This is a genomic window from Cupriavidus sp. D384 (genome assembly GCF_001652915.1).
Taxonomy (GTDB): domain Bacteria; phylum Pseudomonadota; class Gammaproteobacteria; order Burkholderiales; family Burkholderiaceae; genus Cupriavidus.
In genome coordinates, this window is record NZ_BBQI01000090.1 from 162050 (window position 1) to 178408 (window position 16359).

14 protein-coding genes are annotated in these 16359 nt (G+C 65.2%); 11 read left to right on the plus strand and 3 right to left on the minus strand.

The window, feature by feature from the left end; translation table 11 throughout:
- The first annotated feature begins 21 nt into the window (after nucleotides 1–21).
- The 5 genes from A9J21_RS18520 (at nucleotide 22) to A9J21_RS18540 (ending at nucleotide 5273) form a co-directional block, all read left to right on the plus strand.
- Nucleotides 22–1371, plus strand: a complete 1350-nt coding sequence (locus tag A9J21_RS18520) for an ATP-binding protein (RefSeq protein ID WP_066738299.1) — start codon at nucleotides 22–24, stop codon at nucleotides 1369–1371.
- Nucleotides 1372–1641: 270 nt separating this feature from the next.
- A complete protein-coding gene (locus tag A9J21_RS18525; RefSeq protein WP_066738301.1) occupies nucleotides 1642–2934 on the plus strand; it encodes an MFS transporter in 1293 nt (430 codons plus the stop codon).
- Nucleotides 2935–3261: 327 nt separating this feature from the next.
- The gene (locus A9J21_RS18530) at nucleotides 3262–3810 is read left to right on the plus strand and encodes a peroxiredoxin (protein ID WP_029050616.1); all 549 of its coding nucleotides are present in this window, start codon (nucleotides 3262–3264) and stop codon (nucleotides 3808–3810) included.
- 121 nt (nucleotides 3811–3931) lie between these two features.
- Entirely contained in the window at nucleotides 3932–4453 is a 522-nt protein-coding gene (locus tag A9J21_RS18535; protein ID WP_066738303.1) for a carboxymuconolactone decarboxylase family protein, read from the plus strand.
- Nucleotides 4454–4691: 238 nt separating this feature from the next.
- Entirely contained in the window at nucleotides 4692–5273 is a 582-nt protein-coding gene (locus A9J21_RS18540) for a GNAT family N-acetyltransferase (protein WP_066738915.1), read from the plus strand.
- Nucleotides 5274–5286: 13 nt separating this feature from the next.
- On the opposite strand, the gene ispF is transcribed toward A9J21_RS18540, so the two are convergent.
- Both ispF and ispD read right to left on the minus strand, forming a co-directional pair.
- Nucleotides 5287–5793, minus strand: coding sequence for a 2-C-methyl-D-erythritol 2,4-cyclodiphosphate synthase (gene ispF, locus A9J21_RS18545; RefSeq protein WP_066738306.1), 507 nt, complete (start codon nucleotides 5791–5793; stop codon nucleotides 5287–5289).
- Between the two features lie 22 nt (nucleotides 5794–5815).
- Nucleotides 5816–6550 (minus strand): 2-C-methyl-D-erythritol 4-phosphate cytidylyltransferase, encoded by a 735-nt coding sequence (gene ispD / locus A9J21_RS18550; RefSeq protein ID WP_066738308.1) that lies wholly within the window; start codon nucleotides 6548–6550, stop codon nucleotides 5816–5818.
- Nucleotides 6551–6738: 188 nt separating this feature from the next.
- Here ispD and mfd point away from each other — a divergent pair, with 188 nt between their 5' ends.
- The 6 genes from mfd (at nucleotide 6739) to A9J21_RS18580 (ending at nucleotide 14994) form a co-directional block, all read left to right on the plus strand.
- Complete coding sequence (gene mfd / locus A9J21_RS18555; protein WP_066738310.1) at nucleotides 6739–10191, plus strand: transcription-repair coupling factor; 3453 nt, start codon at nucleotides 6739–6741, stop codon at nucleotides 10189–10191.
- Nucleotides 10192–10246: 55 nt separating this feature from the next.
- Nucleotides 10247–11458, plus strand: coding sequence for an acetylornithine deacetylase (gene argE, locus A9J21_RS18560; RefSeq protein ID WP_066738312.1), 1212 nt, complete (start codon nucleotides 10247–10249; stop codon nucleotides 11456–11458).
- A gap of 145 nt (nucleotides 11459–11603) precedes the next feature.
- Nucleotides 11604–12458, plus strand: coding sequence for a phosphoserine phosphatase SerB (serB, locus tag A9J21_RS18565; RefSeq protein ID WP_066738315.1), 855 nt, complete (start codon nucleotides 11604–11606; stop codon nucleotides 12456–12458).
- Nucleotides 12459–12733: 275 nt separating this feature from the next.
- Nucleotides 12734–13045, plus strand: a complete 312-nt coding sequence (locus tag A9J21_RS18570) for a hypothetical protein (protein WP_066738318.1) — start codon at nucleotides 12734–12736, stop codon at nucleotides 13043–13045.
- Complete coding sequence (locus tag A9J21_RS18575; protein ID WP_066738321.1) at nucleotides 13042–13341, plus strand: hypothetical protein; 300 nt, start codon at nucleotides 13042–13044, stop codon at nucleotides 13339–13341. Before A9J21_RS18570 ends, A9J21_RS18575 begins: the two co-directional genes overlap by 4 nt.
- A gap of 21 nt (nucleotides 13342–13362) precedes the next feature.
- Nucleotides 13363–14994: a PepSY domain-containing protein gene (locus tag A9J21_RS18580; RefSeq protein ID WP_066738324.1), complete on the plus strand. Its 1632-nt coding sequence runs from the start codon at nucleotides 13363–13365 to the stop codon at nucleotides 14992–14994.
- A gap of 87 nt (nucleotides 14995–15081) precedes the next feature.
- On the opposite strand, the gene A9J21_RS18585 is transcribed toward A9J21_RS18580, so the two are convergent.
- Nucleotides 15082–16296: a cystathionine beta-lyase gene (locus A9J21_RS18585; RefSeq protein ID WP_066738326.1), complete on the minus strand. Its 1215-nt coding sequence runs from the start codon at nucleotides 16294–16296 to the stop codon at nucleotides 15082–15084.
- Between the last annotated feature and the right edge of the window lie 63 nt (nucleotides 16297–16359).

The window sequence follows — 16359 nt, forward strand, 5'->3', positions numbered from 1 at the left end:
CCGGTCGACCGCAGCCTCATCGTGGCGACTGCCCTCGGCCGTACCGCAACGCGGTTCTTTGGTTCGCTTTTCTGGCGAACCTTCATGCTGATCGCCCTTTTGCTGGCGATCTCGCTGGGTATCTGGTTCCAGAGCTACCGGCTCTTCGAACGCGCGCCGCGCGCCCAGCAGATCGCCATGCAGGTGGTCAGCGTGGTCAAGCTCACCCGTGCAGCCCTGCTCTACTCCGACCCGGCCCGGCGCCGGTTCCTGCTGCTCGACCTCGTCCAGAACGAGGGCATCAAGGTCTATCCGCGCGAAAAGGACGACGACTTTGCCGCCCCCAAGGCCAATCCGTTCCTGACCCAGCTCGTCCAGCAGGAAATCCGCAGCCGCCTGGGCGAAGACACGGTGCTTGCCACCACGGTCAACGACATCCCCGGCGTGTGGGTCAGCTTCGAGATCGAAGGCGACGACTACTGGGTTGCCATCAGCCCCGAACGCTTCGAGCGCGTGCCCGGCATCCAGTGGCTCTGGTGGAGTATTGCGGCGCTGCTGCTGTCGATCATCGGCGCGGCCTTCATCACGGCCCGCGTGAACTACCCGCTCAAGCGCCTTGCCAATGCCGCACGACTGATCGGCACCGGAGGCGAGGCGCCGCCGCTGCGCGAACAGGGCGCCAGCGAGGTGGCCCAGGCCAACCGCAGCTTCAACCAGATGGTGCGCGACCTGCGCCAGCTCGACGACGATCGCGTGGTCATGCTGGCCGGTATCTCGCATGACCTGCGCACCCCGCTTACCCGCCTGCGGCTGGAAACCGAGATGTCGCCCGTGGACACCACCACGCGCGACGCGATGATTGCCGACATCGAGCAGATGGATGCCATCATCGGCCAGTTCCTGAACTACGCCCGGCCTGGCCAGGAGGTGGTGGAGCCGGTGGACCTGTCCACGCTGGTCCAGGAATCGGTCGGCGTCTATGCCGCGCACGACGACGTGCGCGTACACGTGCGGTCCAACGGCCCGGTCATGGCCGTTGCCAACCGCATGGAAATCCAGCGCATCCTCGACAACCTCGTGGAAAACGCGCGCCGCTATGCCAAGGACGAGGAAACCGGCATGGCCGAAGTGGAAATTTCCACGCGCGTGGAAGACAAGGAAGCCGTGCTGATGGTGGCCGACAGCGGGCCCGGCGTGCCCAACGAGCAACTGTCCCTGCTGACGCGGCCGTTCTACCGGCTCGACAGCGCGCGCAGCGAGGCCAAGGGCGCCGGCCTGGGCATGTCGATCGTCAACCGTATCCTGCAGCGCAACGGCGGCCGCCTGATCCTTGCCAATCGCCCCGCCCCCAAGACGGGGCTCGTCGTCAGCGCCCGTTTCCGGCGCGCCTGACCGGGCGCCAGTCCCATCCGGCACCACCGCAGTGCCCGCATGCCCCGCATGCGGCGCATTGACAGGTTTTCTTCAGCATTTGATATGGATTTGAAAGGTCGCTGACAGGCGAATGACAGCGTCATTGCGCACACTTCACGCCATCGACAGGCGATGCATACAACGGCATCCGCAGTCATGGCGCGCCTGCCGCAATACCCTCTTCCGCCATGGCTGACAACGATCGACAACATGCCGCACGACCCCACTTGCGGCGACCGAGAGACAGCCATGTCAAGCTCCAGCTCCACACCCCAGCACGGTTTTCGTACCGTGTTCCGCGTCGTCAGCGGAAACTTCCTCGAAATGTACGACTTCATGGTGTACGGCTTCTACGCCGCCGCCATCGCGCGTACGTTCTTCCCCGCTGGCGATGAATTCGCGTCGCTGATGCTGTCGCTGGCAACGTTCGGTGCCGGCTTCCTGATGCGGCCGCTTGGCGCGATCGTGCTGGGCGCCTATATCGACCATCACGGCCGCCGCAAGGGCCTGATCGTCACGCTGGTGCTGATGGCGCTGGGCACGCTGCTGATCGCGCTGGTGCCGGGCTATGCATCGATCGGCATGGCCGCCCCGCTGCTGGTGCTGTTCGGGCGCCTGCTGCAGGGTTTCTCGGCCGGCGTGGAACTGGGCGGCGTCTCGGTGTACCTGTCCGAGATCGCCAAGCCGGGCCAGAAGGGCTTCTATGTGGCCTGGCAATCGGCCAGCCAGCAGGTGGCTGTGATCTTCGCCGGCCTGCTCGGCGTGATCCTGCACGCCACGCTGGCGCCCGCGCAGATGGATAGCTGGGGCTGGCGTGTGCCGTTCCTGATCGGCTGCCTGATCGTGCCGTTCCTGTTCCTGATCCGCCGTTCGCTGGAAGAGACCGAGGAATTCCTCACGCGCAAGCATCGCCCGTCGATCAACGAGATCTACCGCTCGATGCTCGAAAACTGGCGCATCATCATCGCCGGCTGCCTGATGGTGGTGATGACCACGGTGTCGTTCTACATGATCACCGCGTACACGCCGACCTTCGGCAAGACCGTGCTCAAGCTCGACGACGTGGACAACCTGATCGTCACGATGTGCGTGGGCCTGTCGAACTTCATCTGGCTGCCGCTGATGGGCGCCGTGTCCGACCGTATCGGCCGCAAGCCGCTGCTGGTGTTCTTCACGATCGCCACGCTGGTCACCGCCTACCCGGCAGTGTCGTGGCTGGTGGCTGCGCCGTCGTTCGAGCGCCTGCTGATGGTGGAACTGTGGCTGTCGTTCCTGTACGGCAGCTATAACGGTGCCATGGTCGTCACGCTGACCGAAGTCATGCCGCCCGCTGTGCGTACCGCAGGCTTCTCGCTGGCCTACAGCCTTGCCACGGCCCTGTTTGGCGGCTTCACGCCGGCCATCTCGACGTACCTGATCCACAGCACCGGCAACAAGGCGGCTCCTGGCCTCTGGCTGATGTTTGCCGCAGCCTGCGGCCTGGCAGCCACGCTGGTCATCTTCCGCGCCCGGCGCGACCAGGCGGCACTGCGCCCCGCCTGATCCCGGCCCGCAGGTCTGGACGCCGCATTCGTGCGGCCCCGCGCCGCCTTCATGTGCCTGACACGTTCGCGTGGCATGTATGTGATGGCGGCGCGATTGCTTTTCGGCCATCCGTCCCCATGTGGTACGCGTGGCATACTGGCGGCTCGCTTTTGCGCCGACCCAGACGCTACCTATCGGCCCGGTTAAGAAAACCAATTGGCCTTGGTGCGCGCAAATGCGCATACTCAAAGCTTTCGTGCAAATACGATTGACATCCCCGGCTGCCGCGGGAACCGAATCGTAGATTGCAAGCCTCAATCTGTTCAACCGTATCAGGAGAAGTCAATGAAGACCGTTGGTGACAAGCTCGAAGCCTTCAGCATCGTTGGTGTCAAGCCGGGTTTCAACAACCACGAAGAGAATGGCCAGTCGGCTTTCGAAGACATCACCGAAAAGTCGTTCGAAGGCAAGTGGAAGATCATTTACTTCTACCCGAAGGACTTCACGTTCGTGTGCCCGACCGAAATCGTGGCATTCGCCAAGCTGAACAACGACTTCGCCGACCGTGACGCGATCGTGCTGGGCGGCTCGACCGACAACGAATTCGTGAAGCTGGCATGGCGCCGCGAACACAAGGACCTGAACAAGCTGAACCAGTGGCAATTCGCCGATGTGACCGGCTCGCTGGTCGACCAGCTGGGCGTGCGTGACCAGGCCGCTGGCGTGGCCCTGCGCGCGACGTTCATCGTCGATCCGGACAATGTGATCCAGCACGTTTCGGTGAACAACCTGAACGTCGGCCGCAACCCGGAAGAAGTCCTGCGTATTCTGGACGGTCTGCAAACGGACGAGCTGTGCCCGTGCAACCGTGCTGTCGGCGGCGCCACGCTGTAATTGGCCCTGCCTGCCAGTCACCTTTGGTGATCCGGCACATCACATGGAAGGGCCTGGCGCCCTTTCATGTCGAAACCCGCTCCGTGCGGGTTTTTTGAGCCCTCGTCGATAGGAGAAATAAATGGAATTCCTCAGTACGATTAAGAACGCAATCCCCGACTACGCCAAGGATATCCGCCTGAATGTGGATGGCACCATCGCGCGTTCGTCGCTGGAAGGCAACGATGCGGTCGGCGTGGCGCTGGCCGCGGCCTTCGCTGCCAAGAGCAAGCTGATTGTCGACGCGATTCGCAACGCGAACGTGCTGTCGCCCGAGGAAGTCAACGCTGCGCAGACCGCTGCCGCGCTGATGGGCATGAACAACATCTGGTATCCGTTCGTCGAGATGGCCGAAGACCCGGACCTGGCCAGCCAGCCGGCGGGACTGCGCATGAACGCCTACGCTACCCATGGTGGTGTGGACAAGCGCCGCTTCGAGATGTACGCCCTGGCGGCCTCGATCATCGGCAAGTGCCACTTCTGCGTGAAGTCGCACTACCAGCTGCTGAAGAACGAACAGGGCATGAGCGCCCAGCAGCTGCGTGACGTTGGCCGCATCGCCGCCGTGATTGGCGCTGCCGCCAATGTGATCGTCGCGGAATAAGGTCCGGACCAACGGCCAAATTGCGCCAGAACGGGCGATATCGTGGGCGAAACCGCCTGCGATGCGTCGCCGGGCGCCAAACGCGGGCGGGCACCGAAAGGTGTCCGCCCGCCTGCGTTTCTGCTCTTGCGCCATCGGTCAATCGGTATTGTCCGACACGCGTTCCGCCAATCGACCCGATGCATTTGTGCATGGCGCGGCCTACAATCGACGAAAGGTCACGAACTTCGCCGTTGCCATGAGCACCTTGCCCTCACCCAATTCACCGCGCTTCCGGTTCCGGCTGGCCGCGGTACACGACTGGGGCGATATCGCCGCGGTCACGCAGCAGGCCTACGGGCAGTATGAGCTGGAGATCATGGAAGACTGCCGCGCGTCGTTCCAGCGCGGCATGCAGTCCGTGCTGGCCGCCAAGGACAATCCCGACATGGAATGGTGGGTCGCGGAAACCGATCACGGCATCAGCGGTGCCGTGCTGTTCTGCCACCCGGGTGCCACGCTGCCGGCACTGGACGATTCCACGATTACGCTGACGCAGCCCGAAGCGCGGCTGCTTTCGGTCAACCCGCAGGCGCGCGGGCTGGGGCTGGGCAAACGGCTGATGCAGATCTGCATCCAGCGCGCCCGCGACATTGGCGCCCACGCGCTGATCTGTCGCACCATGCCCGAAATGGACTCCGCCATCAAACTCTGCGAGCAGATGGGATTCCAGAAACGTACCGAAGCCGGATCGCGCCACGGCGCCATGGCGCGCCTGATCGACTACGTCTATCCGATCACGGCCGATGAGCCGGCGGCACCGTCGCCGCCATCACCCTGACCGGTTTGCGACTTCAGTCCTGCACGTCGGCGGTGCGGCGGTAGATCAGCACCGCCGCCTGCGCGACGATGCCCTCTTCCTTGCCTTCGAACCCGAGCTTCTCGTTGGTCTTGGCCTTCACGTTGCAGTGCGTGACGGGCAGGCCCAGGTCTTCGGCCAGGTTGGCCACCATGCCGCCGATGTGCGGCGCCAGCTTCGGCTTCTGCGCAATCACCGTGGCGTCGACGTTGCCGATCTCGAAGCCGGCGGCGCGGACACGCCGCGCGGCCTCGCGCAGCAGCACGCGGCTGTCGGCACCCTTGAAATCGGGGTCGGTATCGGGGAAATGACGGCCGATGTCACCCAGCGCGGCGGCGCCGAACAGCGCATCGGTCACGGCGTGCAGCAGCGCATCGGCATCCGAATGGCCCAGCAGGCCGCGGTCATGCGGGATATCGACGCCGCCCAGAATCAGCTTGCGGCCCGGCACCAGGGCATGCACGTCATAGCCCTGCCCTACGCGAAAATCGAACGGATTCAAAACGACTCCTTGCAAAAGTGGTTCACGACGCCGGCTGGCCCGTGCGCAGCAGCACGTCGGCCAGCGCGAAATCCTCGGGGTAGGTCACCTTGAAATTGCGCAGCGATCCGTTGACCAGCCGCGGATGCAGGCCCAGGCGCTCGATGGCGCTGGCCTCGTCGGTGACCACGGCACCGGCGGCCATGGCGTCTTCCAGTGCATGGCGCAGTACGCCGATGCGGAACATTTGTGGTGTTTGCGCCTGCCACAGGCCCTCGCGGGGCACGGTGCCGCCGATGCGCGCACCGGCGTCGGCACGCTTAAGGGTGTCGGGCACCGGCACGGCCAGGATGCCGCCGATCGGTTCGCTGGCCGAATCGTCGGACTCCACCGCCCGCACCAGGGTGTCGATCATCGCACTGGTCAGACCCGGCCTTGCGGCGTCGTGGACCAGCACCCAGTCGGTATCCGACGCCCCCAGCGTAGCCAGGTGATGCAGGCCCGCCAGCACCGAGGCATGGCGCGAATCGCCGCCCACGAACGCCGTATCGAAGCGCAGGCCAGCAAAGGCCGCGGCACCGAACCGTGCCTCCAGCGGCATGTCGTCGGGCGCCAGCACCAGCGCGGTGGCGCTGATGGCCTCGCTGGCGGAAAACGCCGCCAGGGCATACCAGAGCATCGGCCGGCCGGCCACGGTCTGGTACTGCTTCTGCACGGCACCGCCGGCACGGCTGCCGGTACCGGCACAGGGGATCAGGGCGAATCGACGATCGGACACAGGTTTCTGAGGGCCTTTGAATATTTGGCACGGCCAGCGGGCCGGCCGGTGCGCATTCTATAATACGGCCCTCGCCCGCCGCCATGAATCCTGCCATGGCATGGCTGGCATAACAGACGCTCCCTGCCCGTGGCATGCCTTTCGCATGTGCCGGCGGGGTGTTGACGTTTTTGCGCTCACTGCTGCCAATGCCTGACAACGCTACCGCATTTCCTTTCGCCACCCTGCCGCTGATCAAGCCTGGCATGCGCCATGCCGTGACCGGCCTGACCGGGTCAGCCGACGCCCTCGCCGTCGCCGCCTATGCACGCCAGCATCGCGGCAGCGTGCCGATGGTGGCCGTGATCTGCGCCAACGCCATGGACGCGCAGCGGCTGGCCGAGGAAATCCCGTGGTTTGCACCCGAACTGCGCGTACGGCTGCTGCCCGACTGGGAAACGCTGCCCTACGACAGCTTCTCGCCGCACCAGGACCTGGTGTCCGAACGCCTGGCGACGCTGCACGACATCCAGGGCGGCCAGTGCGACGTGATGATCGTGCCGGCGTCGACCGCGCTCTATCGCCTGGCGCCGCCCTCGTTCCTGGCTGCCTACACGTTCTTCTTCAAGCAGGGCGAAAAGCTCGACGAGGCTGCGCTCAAGGCGCAGTTCACGCTGGCCGGCTACGAGCACGTGAGCGCGGTCATGCGGCCGGGCGAATACAGCGTGCGCGGTGGCCTGATCGACCTGTACCCGATGGGCTCGGCGCTGCCGTACCGGATCGACCTGTTCGGCGACGAGATCGAGACCATCCGCGCGTTCGATCCCGATTCGCAGCGCAGCCTGTATCCGGTCAAGGAAGTGCGCCTGCTGCCGGGCCGCGAGTTTCCGCTGGACGAGCCCGCCCGCACCGCCTTTCGTGGCCGCTGGCGCGAGATCTTCGAAGGCGATCCGACCAAGTCGCCGATCTACAAGGACATCGGCAATGGGGTGCCGTCGGCCGGCATCGAGTACTACCTGCCGCTGTTCTTCGAGCAAAGCGCCACGCTGTTCGACTACCTGCCCGCCGGCACGCAACTGGCGTTCGCCGGCCAGGTCGACGAGGCCATCCGCCGTTTCTGGGCCGACACCACGCAGCGCTACACGTTCATGCGGCACGACCGGGAACGGCCGCTGCTGCCGCCCGCGGACCTGTTCCTGTCCGAAGAACAGTTCTTTATCGGCGCCAAGCCGCTGGCCCGGCTGGTGCTGCACCGCGATGCCGTTGCGGCGGAAGTGCCGGCGTTCGCCGCCAGCCTGCCCGATGTCTCGGTCAACCGCCGTGCCGAAGACCCGCTGGTCAACCTGGAATCGCTGCTGCTGAACAAGGCCACGCGCGTACTCATGTGCGCCGACTCGGCGGGCCGCCGCGAAACGCTGATGCAGCTGTTTGCCGAAAGCGGCCTGCGTCCGATGGTGGTCGAGGACTTCGCCGCGTTCCTGGCCGGCGACTCGCATTTCTCGATCGCCGTGGCGCCGCTGCAGAGCGGCTTTGCCCTGCCCGCCGGGCAGTTTGCATTCGTCACCGAGAACGAGCTGTACGCCGGCACCACCCGCCGCACGGGGCGCCGCAAGCAGGAGCAGGCCAGCACCGTCGATTCGATGGTGCGCGACCTGGCCGAACTGAAGATCGGCGACCCCGTGGTGCATAGCGAGCACGGCATCGGCCGTTACCAGGGCCTGGTCACACTGGACATGGGCCAGGGCGACGAGGAATTCCTGCATCTGGATTACGACAAGGGCAGCAAGCTCTACGTGCCCGTGCATCAACTGCACGTCATTTCGCGCTACTCGGGCGCCGATCCGGATACCGCGCCGCTGCATTCGCTGGGCACCGGCCAGTGGGACAAGGCCAAGCGCCGCGCCGCCCAGCAGATCCGCGACACGGCTGCCGAGCTGCTGAACCTGTACGCGCGCCGCGCGCTGCGCCAGGGCTTTGCCTTCCCGCTGCAGCCCAAGGACTACGAGACCTTTGCAGAGAGCTTCGGTTTCGAGGAAACGCCGGACCAGGCCGCCGCCATCTCCGCCGTGATCGCCGACATGACGTCGGGCAAGCCGATGGACCGCCTGGTCTGCGGCGACGTGGGCTTTGGCAAGACCGAGGTCGCGCTGCGCGCCGCGTTCGTGGCCGTGCTGGGCGGCAAGCAGGTGGCGATGCTGGCCCCCACCACGCTGCTGGCCGAGCAGCATTTCCAGACCCTGTCCGACCGCTTTGCCGAGTGGCCGGTGCGCATCGTGGAGCTGTCGCGCTTCAAGACGAAAAAGGAAGTGGATGCCGCGATCAAGCAGATCAACGAAGGCACGGTCGATATCGTCATCGGCACCCACAAGCTGCTGTCCGACGAGGTGAAGTTCCAGCGCCTGGGCCTGGTCATCATCGACGAGGAACACCGCTTCGGCGTGCGCCAGAAGGAAGCGCTGAAGACGCTGCGCGCCGAGGTGGACGTGCTCACGCTGACAGCCACCCCGATCCCGCGTACGCTGGGCATGGCGCTCGAGGGCCTGCGCGACTTCTCGGTCATCGCCACGGCGCCGCAGAAGCGGCTGGCCATCAAGACCTTCGTGCGGCGCGAGGAAGACGGCGTGATCCGCGAGGCCATCCTGCGCGAGCTGAAGCGTGGCGGACAGGTCTACTTCCTGCACAACGAAGTGGAGACCATCGAGAACAAGCGCGCCAGGCTGGCCGAACTGGTGCCGGAGGCGCGCATTGCCGTGGCGCACGGACAGATGCACGAGCGCGAACTGGAACGCGTAATGCGCGACTTCGTGGCCCGCCGCGACAACATCCTGCTCTGCACGACGATCATCGAGACCGGCATTGACGTGCCCACGGCCAACACGATCCTGATCCACCGCGCCGACCGTTTCGGCCTGGCGCAGCTGCACCAGTTGCGCGGCCGCGTGGGCCGCAGTCACCACCAGGCCTATGCCTATCTGCTGGTGCATGACGTGGACGGCCTGACCAAGCAGGCGCAGCGCCGGCTGGAAGCCATCCAGCAGATGGAGGAACTGGGCGCGGGGTTCTACCTGGCGATGCATGACCTGGAAATCCGCGGCGCCGGCGAGGTGCTGGGCGACAAGCAGTCGGGCGAAATCCACGAGATCGGCTTCCAGCTCTACACGGACATGCTCAACGCGGCCGTGAAATCGCTGAAGGCCGGCAAGGAACCGGACCTGATGGCGCCGCTGGCGGCCACCACCGAGATCAACCTCGGCACGCCGGCCCTGCTGCCAAACGACTATTGCGCCGATGTGCACGAGCGCCTGTCGCTCTACAAGCGCCTGGCAAACTGCGAGACCGGCGAACGCGTGGACGATATCCAGGAAGAGCTGATCGACCGTTTCGGCCGGCTGCCCGCGCAGGCGCAGGCGCTGATCGAAACACACCGGCTGCGCATTGCGGCCGCGCCGCTGGGCGTGCGCAAGATCGACGCCGGCGAGGCCACGGTGAGCATGCAGTTCGTGCCAAACCCGCCGATCGACGCCATCCGGATCATCGACCTCGTGCAAAAGAACAAACACATCAAGCTGGCCGGCCAGGACAAGCTGCGCATCGAGGCCAAGATGCCCGACGTGGGCGCACGTGCGCAAACCATCAAGCACACGCTGCGCCAACTGGCCTGACCGCGCCGACAGGTGTACGATCACATCCTTGACGAATCAACTGTTTCACCATCCCATGCAAGCTGCCGCCGACACCCGAAACACCAACACCGAAGCCCCGCAACGCGGCAGCGCGCTGGACTGGACCCAGCGCCTGGTGTCGTTCGACACCACGTCGCGGCATTCGAACCTGGGCCTGATCGAATCCGTGCGCGACCACTTCCTGGCCAAGGGCCTGCGTCCGCATCTGAGCTACAACCCGCAGGGCGACAAGGCCAATCTGTTCGTGACGATTCCGGCCGCAAACGGTGCCACCGACGGCGGCATCGTGCTGTCCGGCCACACCGACGTGGTGCCGGTGGACGGCCAGAGCTGGACCACCGACCCGTTCAAGCCGGTGATCCGCGACGGCAAGCTCTATGGCCGCGGCACCTGCGACATGAAGGGCTTCATCGGCACCAGCCTGGCGCTGCTGCCCACCATCCTGGATGCGAAGCTGCGCGAGCCGGTGCATTACGCGCTGTCGTTCGACGAGGAAATCGGATGCATGGGGGCGCCGTACCTGCTGGCCGAACTGCGTGACCGCGGCGTGAAGCCGGCGGGCTGCATCGTGGGCGAGCCCACCAGCATGCGCGTGATCGTGGCGCACAAGGGCATCAACGCCTACCGCTGCTGCGTGAAGGGCCAGGCCGCGCACTCGTCGCTGACACCCAAGGGCGTGAACGCCATCGAATATGCGGCGCGCCTGATCTGCTACATCCGCGACATCGCCGACGAATTCAAGGCCAACGGCCCGTACGACCAGGCGTTCGACGTGCCATTCACCACGGCGTCCACCGGCACCATCCACGGCGGCATCGCGCTGAACACGATTCCGGCCGAATGCGAGTTCGTGTTCGAGTTCCGCAACCTGCCCGGCGTGGACCCGGAAGCCATCCTGGCCCGCATCCAGCAATACGTGCACGACGTGCTGGTGCCGAAGATGCGCGCCGAACATGTGGATGCCGGCATGGCGATCAGCAAGATTGCAGCGGCCCCGTCGCTGGACGCCGCAGAATCTGACGCCATCACCCAGCTGGTGCGCGCGCTGACCGCCGACCGCGAAACGAACAAGGTGGCCTACGGCACCGAGGCCGGCCTGTTCCAGCGCGCCGGCATTCCGGCCGTGGTGTGCGGCCCTGGCGATATCCAGCAGGCCCACAAGCCCGACGAATTCGTGGCGCTGGACCAGTTGGCCGCCTGCGAGGCCTTCCTGCACAAGGTGGTGGACAGCCTGCGCGTGGCCTGATCGCCCGCAGCAAGCCGCTGCCAGGGAGCAAGGGCACAGTACAATACGGCCCTTGCCCTGTCGCGCCCGCAGCGCTGCCGGCGCCCTTCTGCACTCTTTCGCACCCTTTCGCACCGTTTCCCGCTTCGCCCGGATTCCTGCCGTCATGCCCCTGATTCTCCAAAGCCTGTCCCCGCTGCCTGCCGCCGACCTCGACGCTGTGCGCGCGGTGGCCAATGCCTCCGATTTCGTGCTTCGCGCCGACAACGTGGCGGCCGCCGAACACTGCAATCCGCTGACCCCGGCGCTGCGCGATGCCCTGGACGATGTGTGCGGTGAACGTGGCATCGACTGGGCCGTGGTGCCGGCGGGCCGCAAGCTGTCGGACTTCCGCCTGGTGGCGATGGACATGGACTCCACGCTGATCACGATTGAGTGCATCGACGAGATCGCCGACTTCTGCGGACTCAAGGCCGAAGTTTCGGCCATTACCGAAGCCGCCATGCGTGGCGAGATCACGGACTTCAACGAAAGCCTGCGCCGTCGCGTGGCCCTGTTGAAGGGGCTGGACGCCAGCGTGCTCGACCGCGTCTACGCCGAACGGCTCAAGCTGTCGCCGGGGGCGGAACGCATGCTGCAGACGGTCCAGGCGCTGGGCATGAAGACGTTGCTGGTATCGGGTGGCTTCGTGCATTTCACCGACCAGCTCAAGCCGCGCCTGAAACTGGATTTCACGCGCGCCAATACGCTGGAAATCGTCGACGGCAAGCTGACCGGCAATGTGGTGGGCGAAATCGTCAATGCGGACGTCAAGGCCCGCACGGTGCGGGAAGTCTGCGAGCAGATCGGCGCGGAACCGTCGCAGGCCATCGTGATGGGTGATGGGTCCAACGACCTCAAGATGATGGCCGTGGCAGGCCTCTCGGTAGCCTTCCGGGCCAAACCCGTGGTCCGTGCGCAAGCCAGCGTCGCGTTCAACCACGTGGGCCTGGACGGCTTGCTCAACCTTTTCCCGCACTAAGCTCGGTCGCATCCACCGATCGCCCCGGGCATTCCAGCGCGGCGATCCTCCCCGTGCCAGGCACCCGTTCGCGGTGCCTGCTGCCGCCCCCAAGCGCTGCCAAGATCTCTTTCGCGCACATCTTGCTGCGCCTGTCACATTACATTTGCGTCATTCGCATTTCGGTCACAGCGATACCACATCGCGGCATAACGCTTTGATTTTCTTGTGAAATCAAATGCGAATCATTATTATTATTCCTTTCCCGCAATTCCCTCCCTCGGGTCGCACGACGCATGCAAGCGTTAGCCGTTTTCCTATCCCTGGCCGCCGCCGCGTGCCTTTACCTTTCCGCGCCCAACCAGGTGCTGTGCGTGGACGCCGACAACAATGGCCGCGCACCGCTGCCGCCCCGCCTGCTGTTCTGGCTGGGCATCGTGCTGGCGATTGCCGGCACCTGGGTCATGAGCATCCCTGAAGGCTGGCCTGTGGCGATTGCCGCAACGCTGGTCACGCTGACCTGCTGCCTGTCCGCCTGGCCGTTCGTGGGCACCTGGATCCACCACAAGCGCTACGACGACATGCCCGGCGAAGGGAGCCCATCATGATCGGAACCAAGTGGCTCGCCGGAGCCTTGCTGGGCCTGCCGCTGGCCATCGCCCTGTGCACCCTGGGCGTCTTGTGGCTGCCGGGCGGCTGGGAAAGCGGCGTCGTGCTGGCCGTGATGCTGAGCTTCGTGCTGTGGGTCACCATCATCAGCCTGAGCCTGCTTTTCCAGACCAGCCGCGCCGCGTGGCTGTGGCTGATCGGGGGCAACCTGGTCTGCTACGGCATCCTGTGGGCTGTTCGCCTGATGCACGCGATGCCGCCGGCATCGACATTGTCGGCCCTGTCAGGGCACTGATCCGGCCACCGAGGCATACGCATGAAACCCAACACCCTGCGCGTATTCAATACGCTCCATACCTGGGTCGGCCTGATGGCCGGCTGGGCACTGTTCATCGCCTTCTTCGCGGGCGCGATCACTGTCTTCCACCATGAGCTGCACGTCTGGCAGAACCCGGCGCGCCTGGAGGGCCATCACGGCGCCGAAGTCCAGGTGGATGGCCCCGCCATCGACGCCTTCGTGCAAAAGCTGGTCGCGGTGCATCCGGACGCGGCCAACAGCGTTTATGTCGGCCTGCCCAGCAAGGAGGAACCGGACTTCAACGCCTACTGGCAGGACAAGGCCGGTGAATGGCACACGATGAACGGCGAGCGCCTGAATGGCGACAAGGCGGCCCAGAACAACACATCGCTCGACCACGTGACTGGTGAACTGTCGGCGTTCCTGAACTCGCTGCACTATTCGCTGGGCCTGGGCATCAACGGCATGTACTTCATGGGGATCATCTCCGTGCTGTACGGCCTGGCGCTGGTATCGGGCGTGATCCTGCACCTGCCCCGCCTGAAAAAGGACCTGTTCGCGGTGCGGCCCGGGCGCAACCTGAAGCGTTTCTGGATGGATACGCATAACGTGCTGGGCCTGTTCAGCCTGCCCTTCCACCTGATCTTCGCCGTCACGGGCGCGTTCTTCTGCCTGTCGCTGATCATGGTGATGGTTTTCAACACGCTGACGTTCGACGGCAAGCTCTTCGAAGCGGTACCGCGCGTCACGGGCGCCGCGCCCGAAGTCACGGCCGCGGGCCGCGCATCGCCCACCATGACGTCAGCCCAGTTGCTCGCGATTGCGCGCGAGCACGGCGGCGAACGGTTCACGCCCAGCGCGATCCGCTTCCAGCGCTATGGCGATGCCAACGCCGTGGCCGAAGTGCGAGGTGACAGTACGCGCGCGCTGGGCAATGGCGGCGCGGTGGGCATCCACGCCGCCGCCAACGAGCCGAATGCCGGCCAGTTGATCGCCAACCAGACGGCTGGCGCACGCGATACGAACCATACGGTCTACAGCGCCATGTTCGCGCTGCACTACGGCACCTATGGCGACCTAGCCGTGCGCTTTGTCTACCTTGTGGCCGGGCTTGCCGGTGCGTTCCTGTTCTATTCCGGCAACCTGTTGTGGATCGAGACGCGCCGGAAGTCGCGCCAGGCCGAACAGCCCCGCGTGCACAGGCTGCTGGCCCAGGCCACGGTTGGCGTCTGCATCGGCACCTGTATCGGCGTGGCGCTGTGCTTCCCGGCCGCCTTGCTGTGGCCCGACCGTGCGGTGAGCTATGTGTTCTGGCCGATGTTCGTGCTGTCCGCAGCCTGGGCGCTGGCCCGGCCGCCAATTCGTGCCGCCGTGGAACTGCTCTACGTGGCCGCACTGGCGACCCTGGCCGTGCCGTTCTCGAACTGGGTCCTGACGGGCGACCACCTGTTTGCCGCCGCACTCCACGGCCGCTGGGTCATCGCCGGCTTCGACATTGGCGCCATTTCCATGGCAGTCGGCTACATCGCACTGGCCCGGGTCACCCAGCGCCGCGCGCAGAATGGTCCCGCAGAATCGGTTTGGGCACCACGTGGTGCCACGGCGCAGGCTGCACCGCAGGCAACGATGCGCAAGGCAGACGTATCCTGACCCGCTTGCAACGGCCGTATCGGCCCGGCTGCAAACAAAAAGCCCCGCTCATCTCTGGCGGGGCTTTTTGCTGCTGGACGCCGGCGGTTAGCGCAGGGTTATCTCCATTGCCTGCTTCAGATCGCCGATCAGGTCGCGCGAATCTTCCAGTCCAATGTACAGGCGCACCAGCTCCCCGGCGTTGATCCAGCCCTCCGGCGGCCAGGTGCCCGCCGGACGCATCGTATCGACGTGATACGGCACGGCCAGGCTATGCGCGCCGCCCCAGGACCAGCCGATCGCAAACAACTTCAGGGCCTCGACAAATGCATCGACCTGTTCGCGCGAAAAGCGACTATGCAGGATGATCGAAAACAGCCCGCTGGCGCCGGAAAAATCGCGCGACCATTCCGCGTGCCCGGGGCAGTCGGTCAGTGCCGGATGCAGGACGCGAGTCACCTCCGGGCGCTGCTTGAGCCATTCGGCAACTTCACGTGCCGCACGGTCGTGCGCGGCCAGGCGCACCGGCATGCTGGCCAATCCGCGCAGCACCAGGAAGCAATCGTCTGCCGACACGCCCCACCCCATGATCATGCGGGTACGCTTGAGACGGTCATGCACCTTGTCGTCCTGCGTGATGACTGCGCCCATCAGCACGTCGCTGCCCCCGGACTGGTACTTCGTCAACGCCTGCACCGAGATATCGATGCCCTTCTCGAAAGGCTTGAAATAAACGCCGGCCGACCACGTGTTGTCGATGGCGGTCAGCACACCATGCGCACGCGCGGCCGAGACGATGGCATCGCTGTCCGGCACCTCCATCGTCACCGAGCCAGGCGCCTCCATCCAGATCAGTCGCGTATTGGGTTGGATCAGCGAAGCGATACCCGCGCCAATCGACGGATGGTAGTACCGAACCGTCACGCCGAATTCGCGCGCCAGCCATTCGCCGTGGTCGCGGTTCGGGCCATAGACATTGTCGGGTACGAGCACGTCGTCGCCGGTTCGCAGCAGGGCAAAGTACACCAGCGAGATGGCGCCCATGCCCGAGGGCAACAGCAATGTGTGCCGGCCACCTTCGATCTGCGCCAGTTGCTGGCACAGCGCCTCGCTGGTGGGCGTGGCGTGCAGGCCGTAGCGCCAGTAAGTCTTGCTGCGATCACCGTAGGCGCGCAGTTCGGCAAGGTTGCGGAAGACGATTGTCGAGCCGCGGTAGGTGGGCGTGGAAAAGGAGTCGAAACCCGGCGCGATATCCAGGTCGGGCTGGACCGCAGTGGTCTGGATATGGCGAGGCGGGTTGCGTGACGAGTCGGAAGCAGACACGGCGGATTCCCTGGAAAATTCGGATCAGGCGTCCGAGCTTACCAGCAAATGCCGCGCTCGCCA

Coding starts and splice junctions, on each gene's coding strand:
- A9J21_RS18525 (WP_066738301.1), top strand. CDS start 1,642: ATGTCAAGCTCCAGCTCCACACCCCAGCACGGTTTTCGTACCGTGTTC.
- A9J21_RS18530 (WP_029050616.1), top strand. CDS start 3,262: ATGAAGACCGTTGGTGACAAGCTCGAAGCCTTCAGCATCGTTGGTGTC.
- A9J21_RS18535 (WP_066738303.1), top strand. CDS start 3,932: ATGGAATTCCTCAGTACGATTAAGAACGCAATCCCCGACTACGCCAAG.
- A9J21_RS18540 (WP_066738915.1), top strand. CDS start 4,692: ATGAGCACCTTGCCCTCACCCAATTCACCGCGCTTCCGGTTCCGGCTG.
- mfd (WP_066738310.1), top strand. CDS start 6,739: ATGCCTGACAACGCTACCGCATTTCCTTTCGCCACCCTGCCGCTGATC.
- argE (WP_066738312.1), top strand. CDS start 10,247: ATGCAAGCTGCCGCCGACACCCGAAACACCAACACCGAAGCCCCGCAA.
- serB (WP_066738315.1), top strand. CDS start 11,604: ATGCCCCTGATTCTCCAAAGCCTGTCCCCGCTGCCTGCCGCCGACCTC.
- A9J21_RS18570 (WP_066738318.1), top strand. CDS start 12,734: ATGCAAGCGTTAGCCGTTTTCCTATCCCTGGCCGCCGCCGCGTGCCTT.
- A9J21_RS18575 (WP_066738321.1), top strand. CDS start 13,042: ATGATCGGAACCAAGTGGCTCGCCGGAGCCTTGCTGGGCCTGCCGCTG.
- A9J21_RS18580 (WP_066738324.1), top strand. CDS start 13,363: ATGAAACCCAACACCCTGCGCGTATTCAATACGCTCCATACCTGGGTC.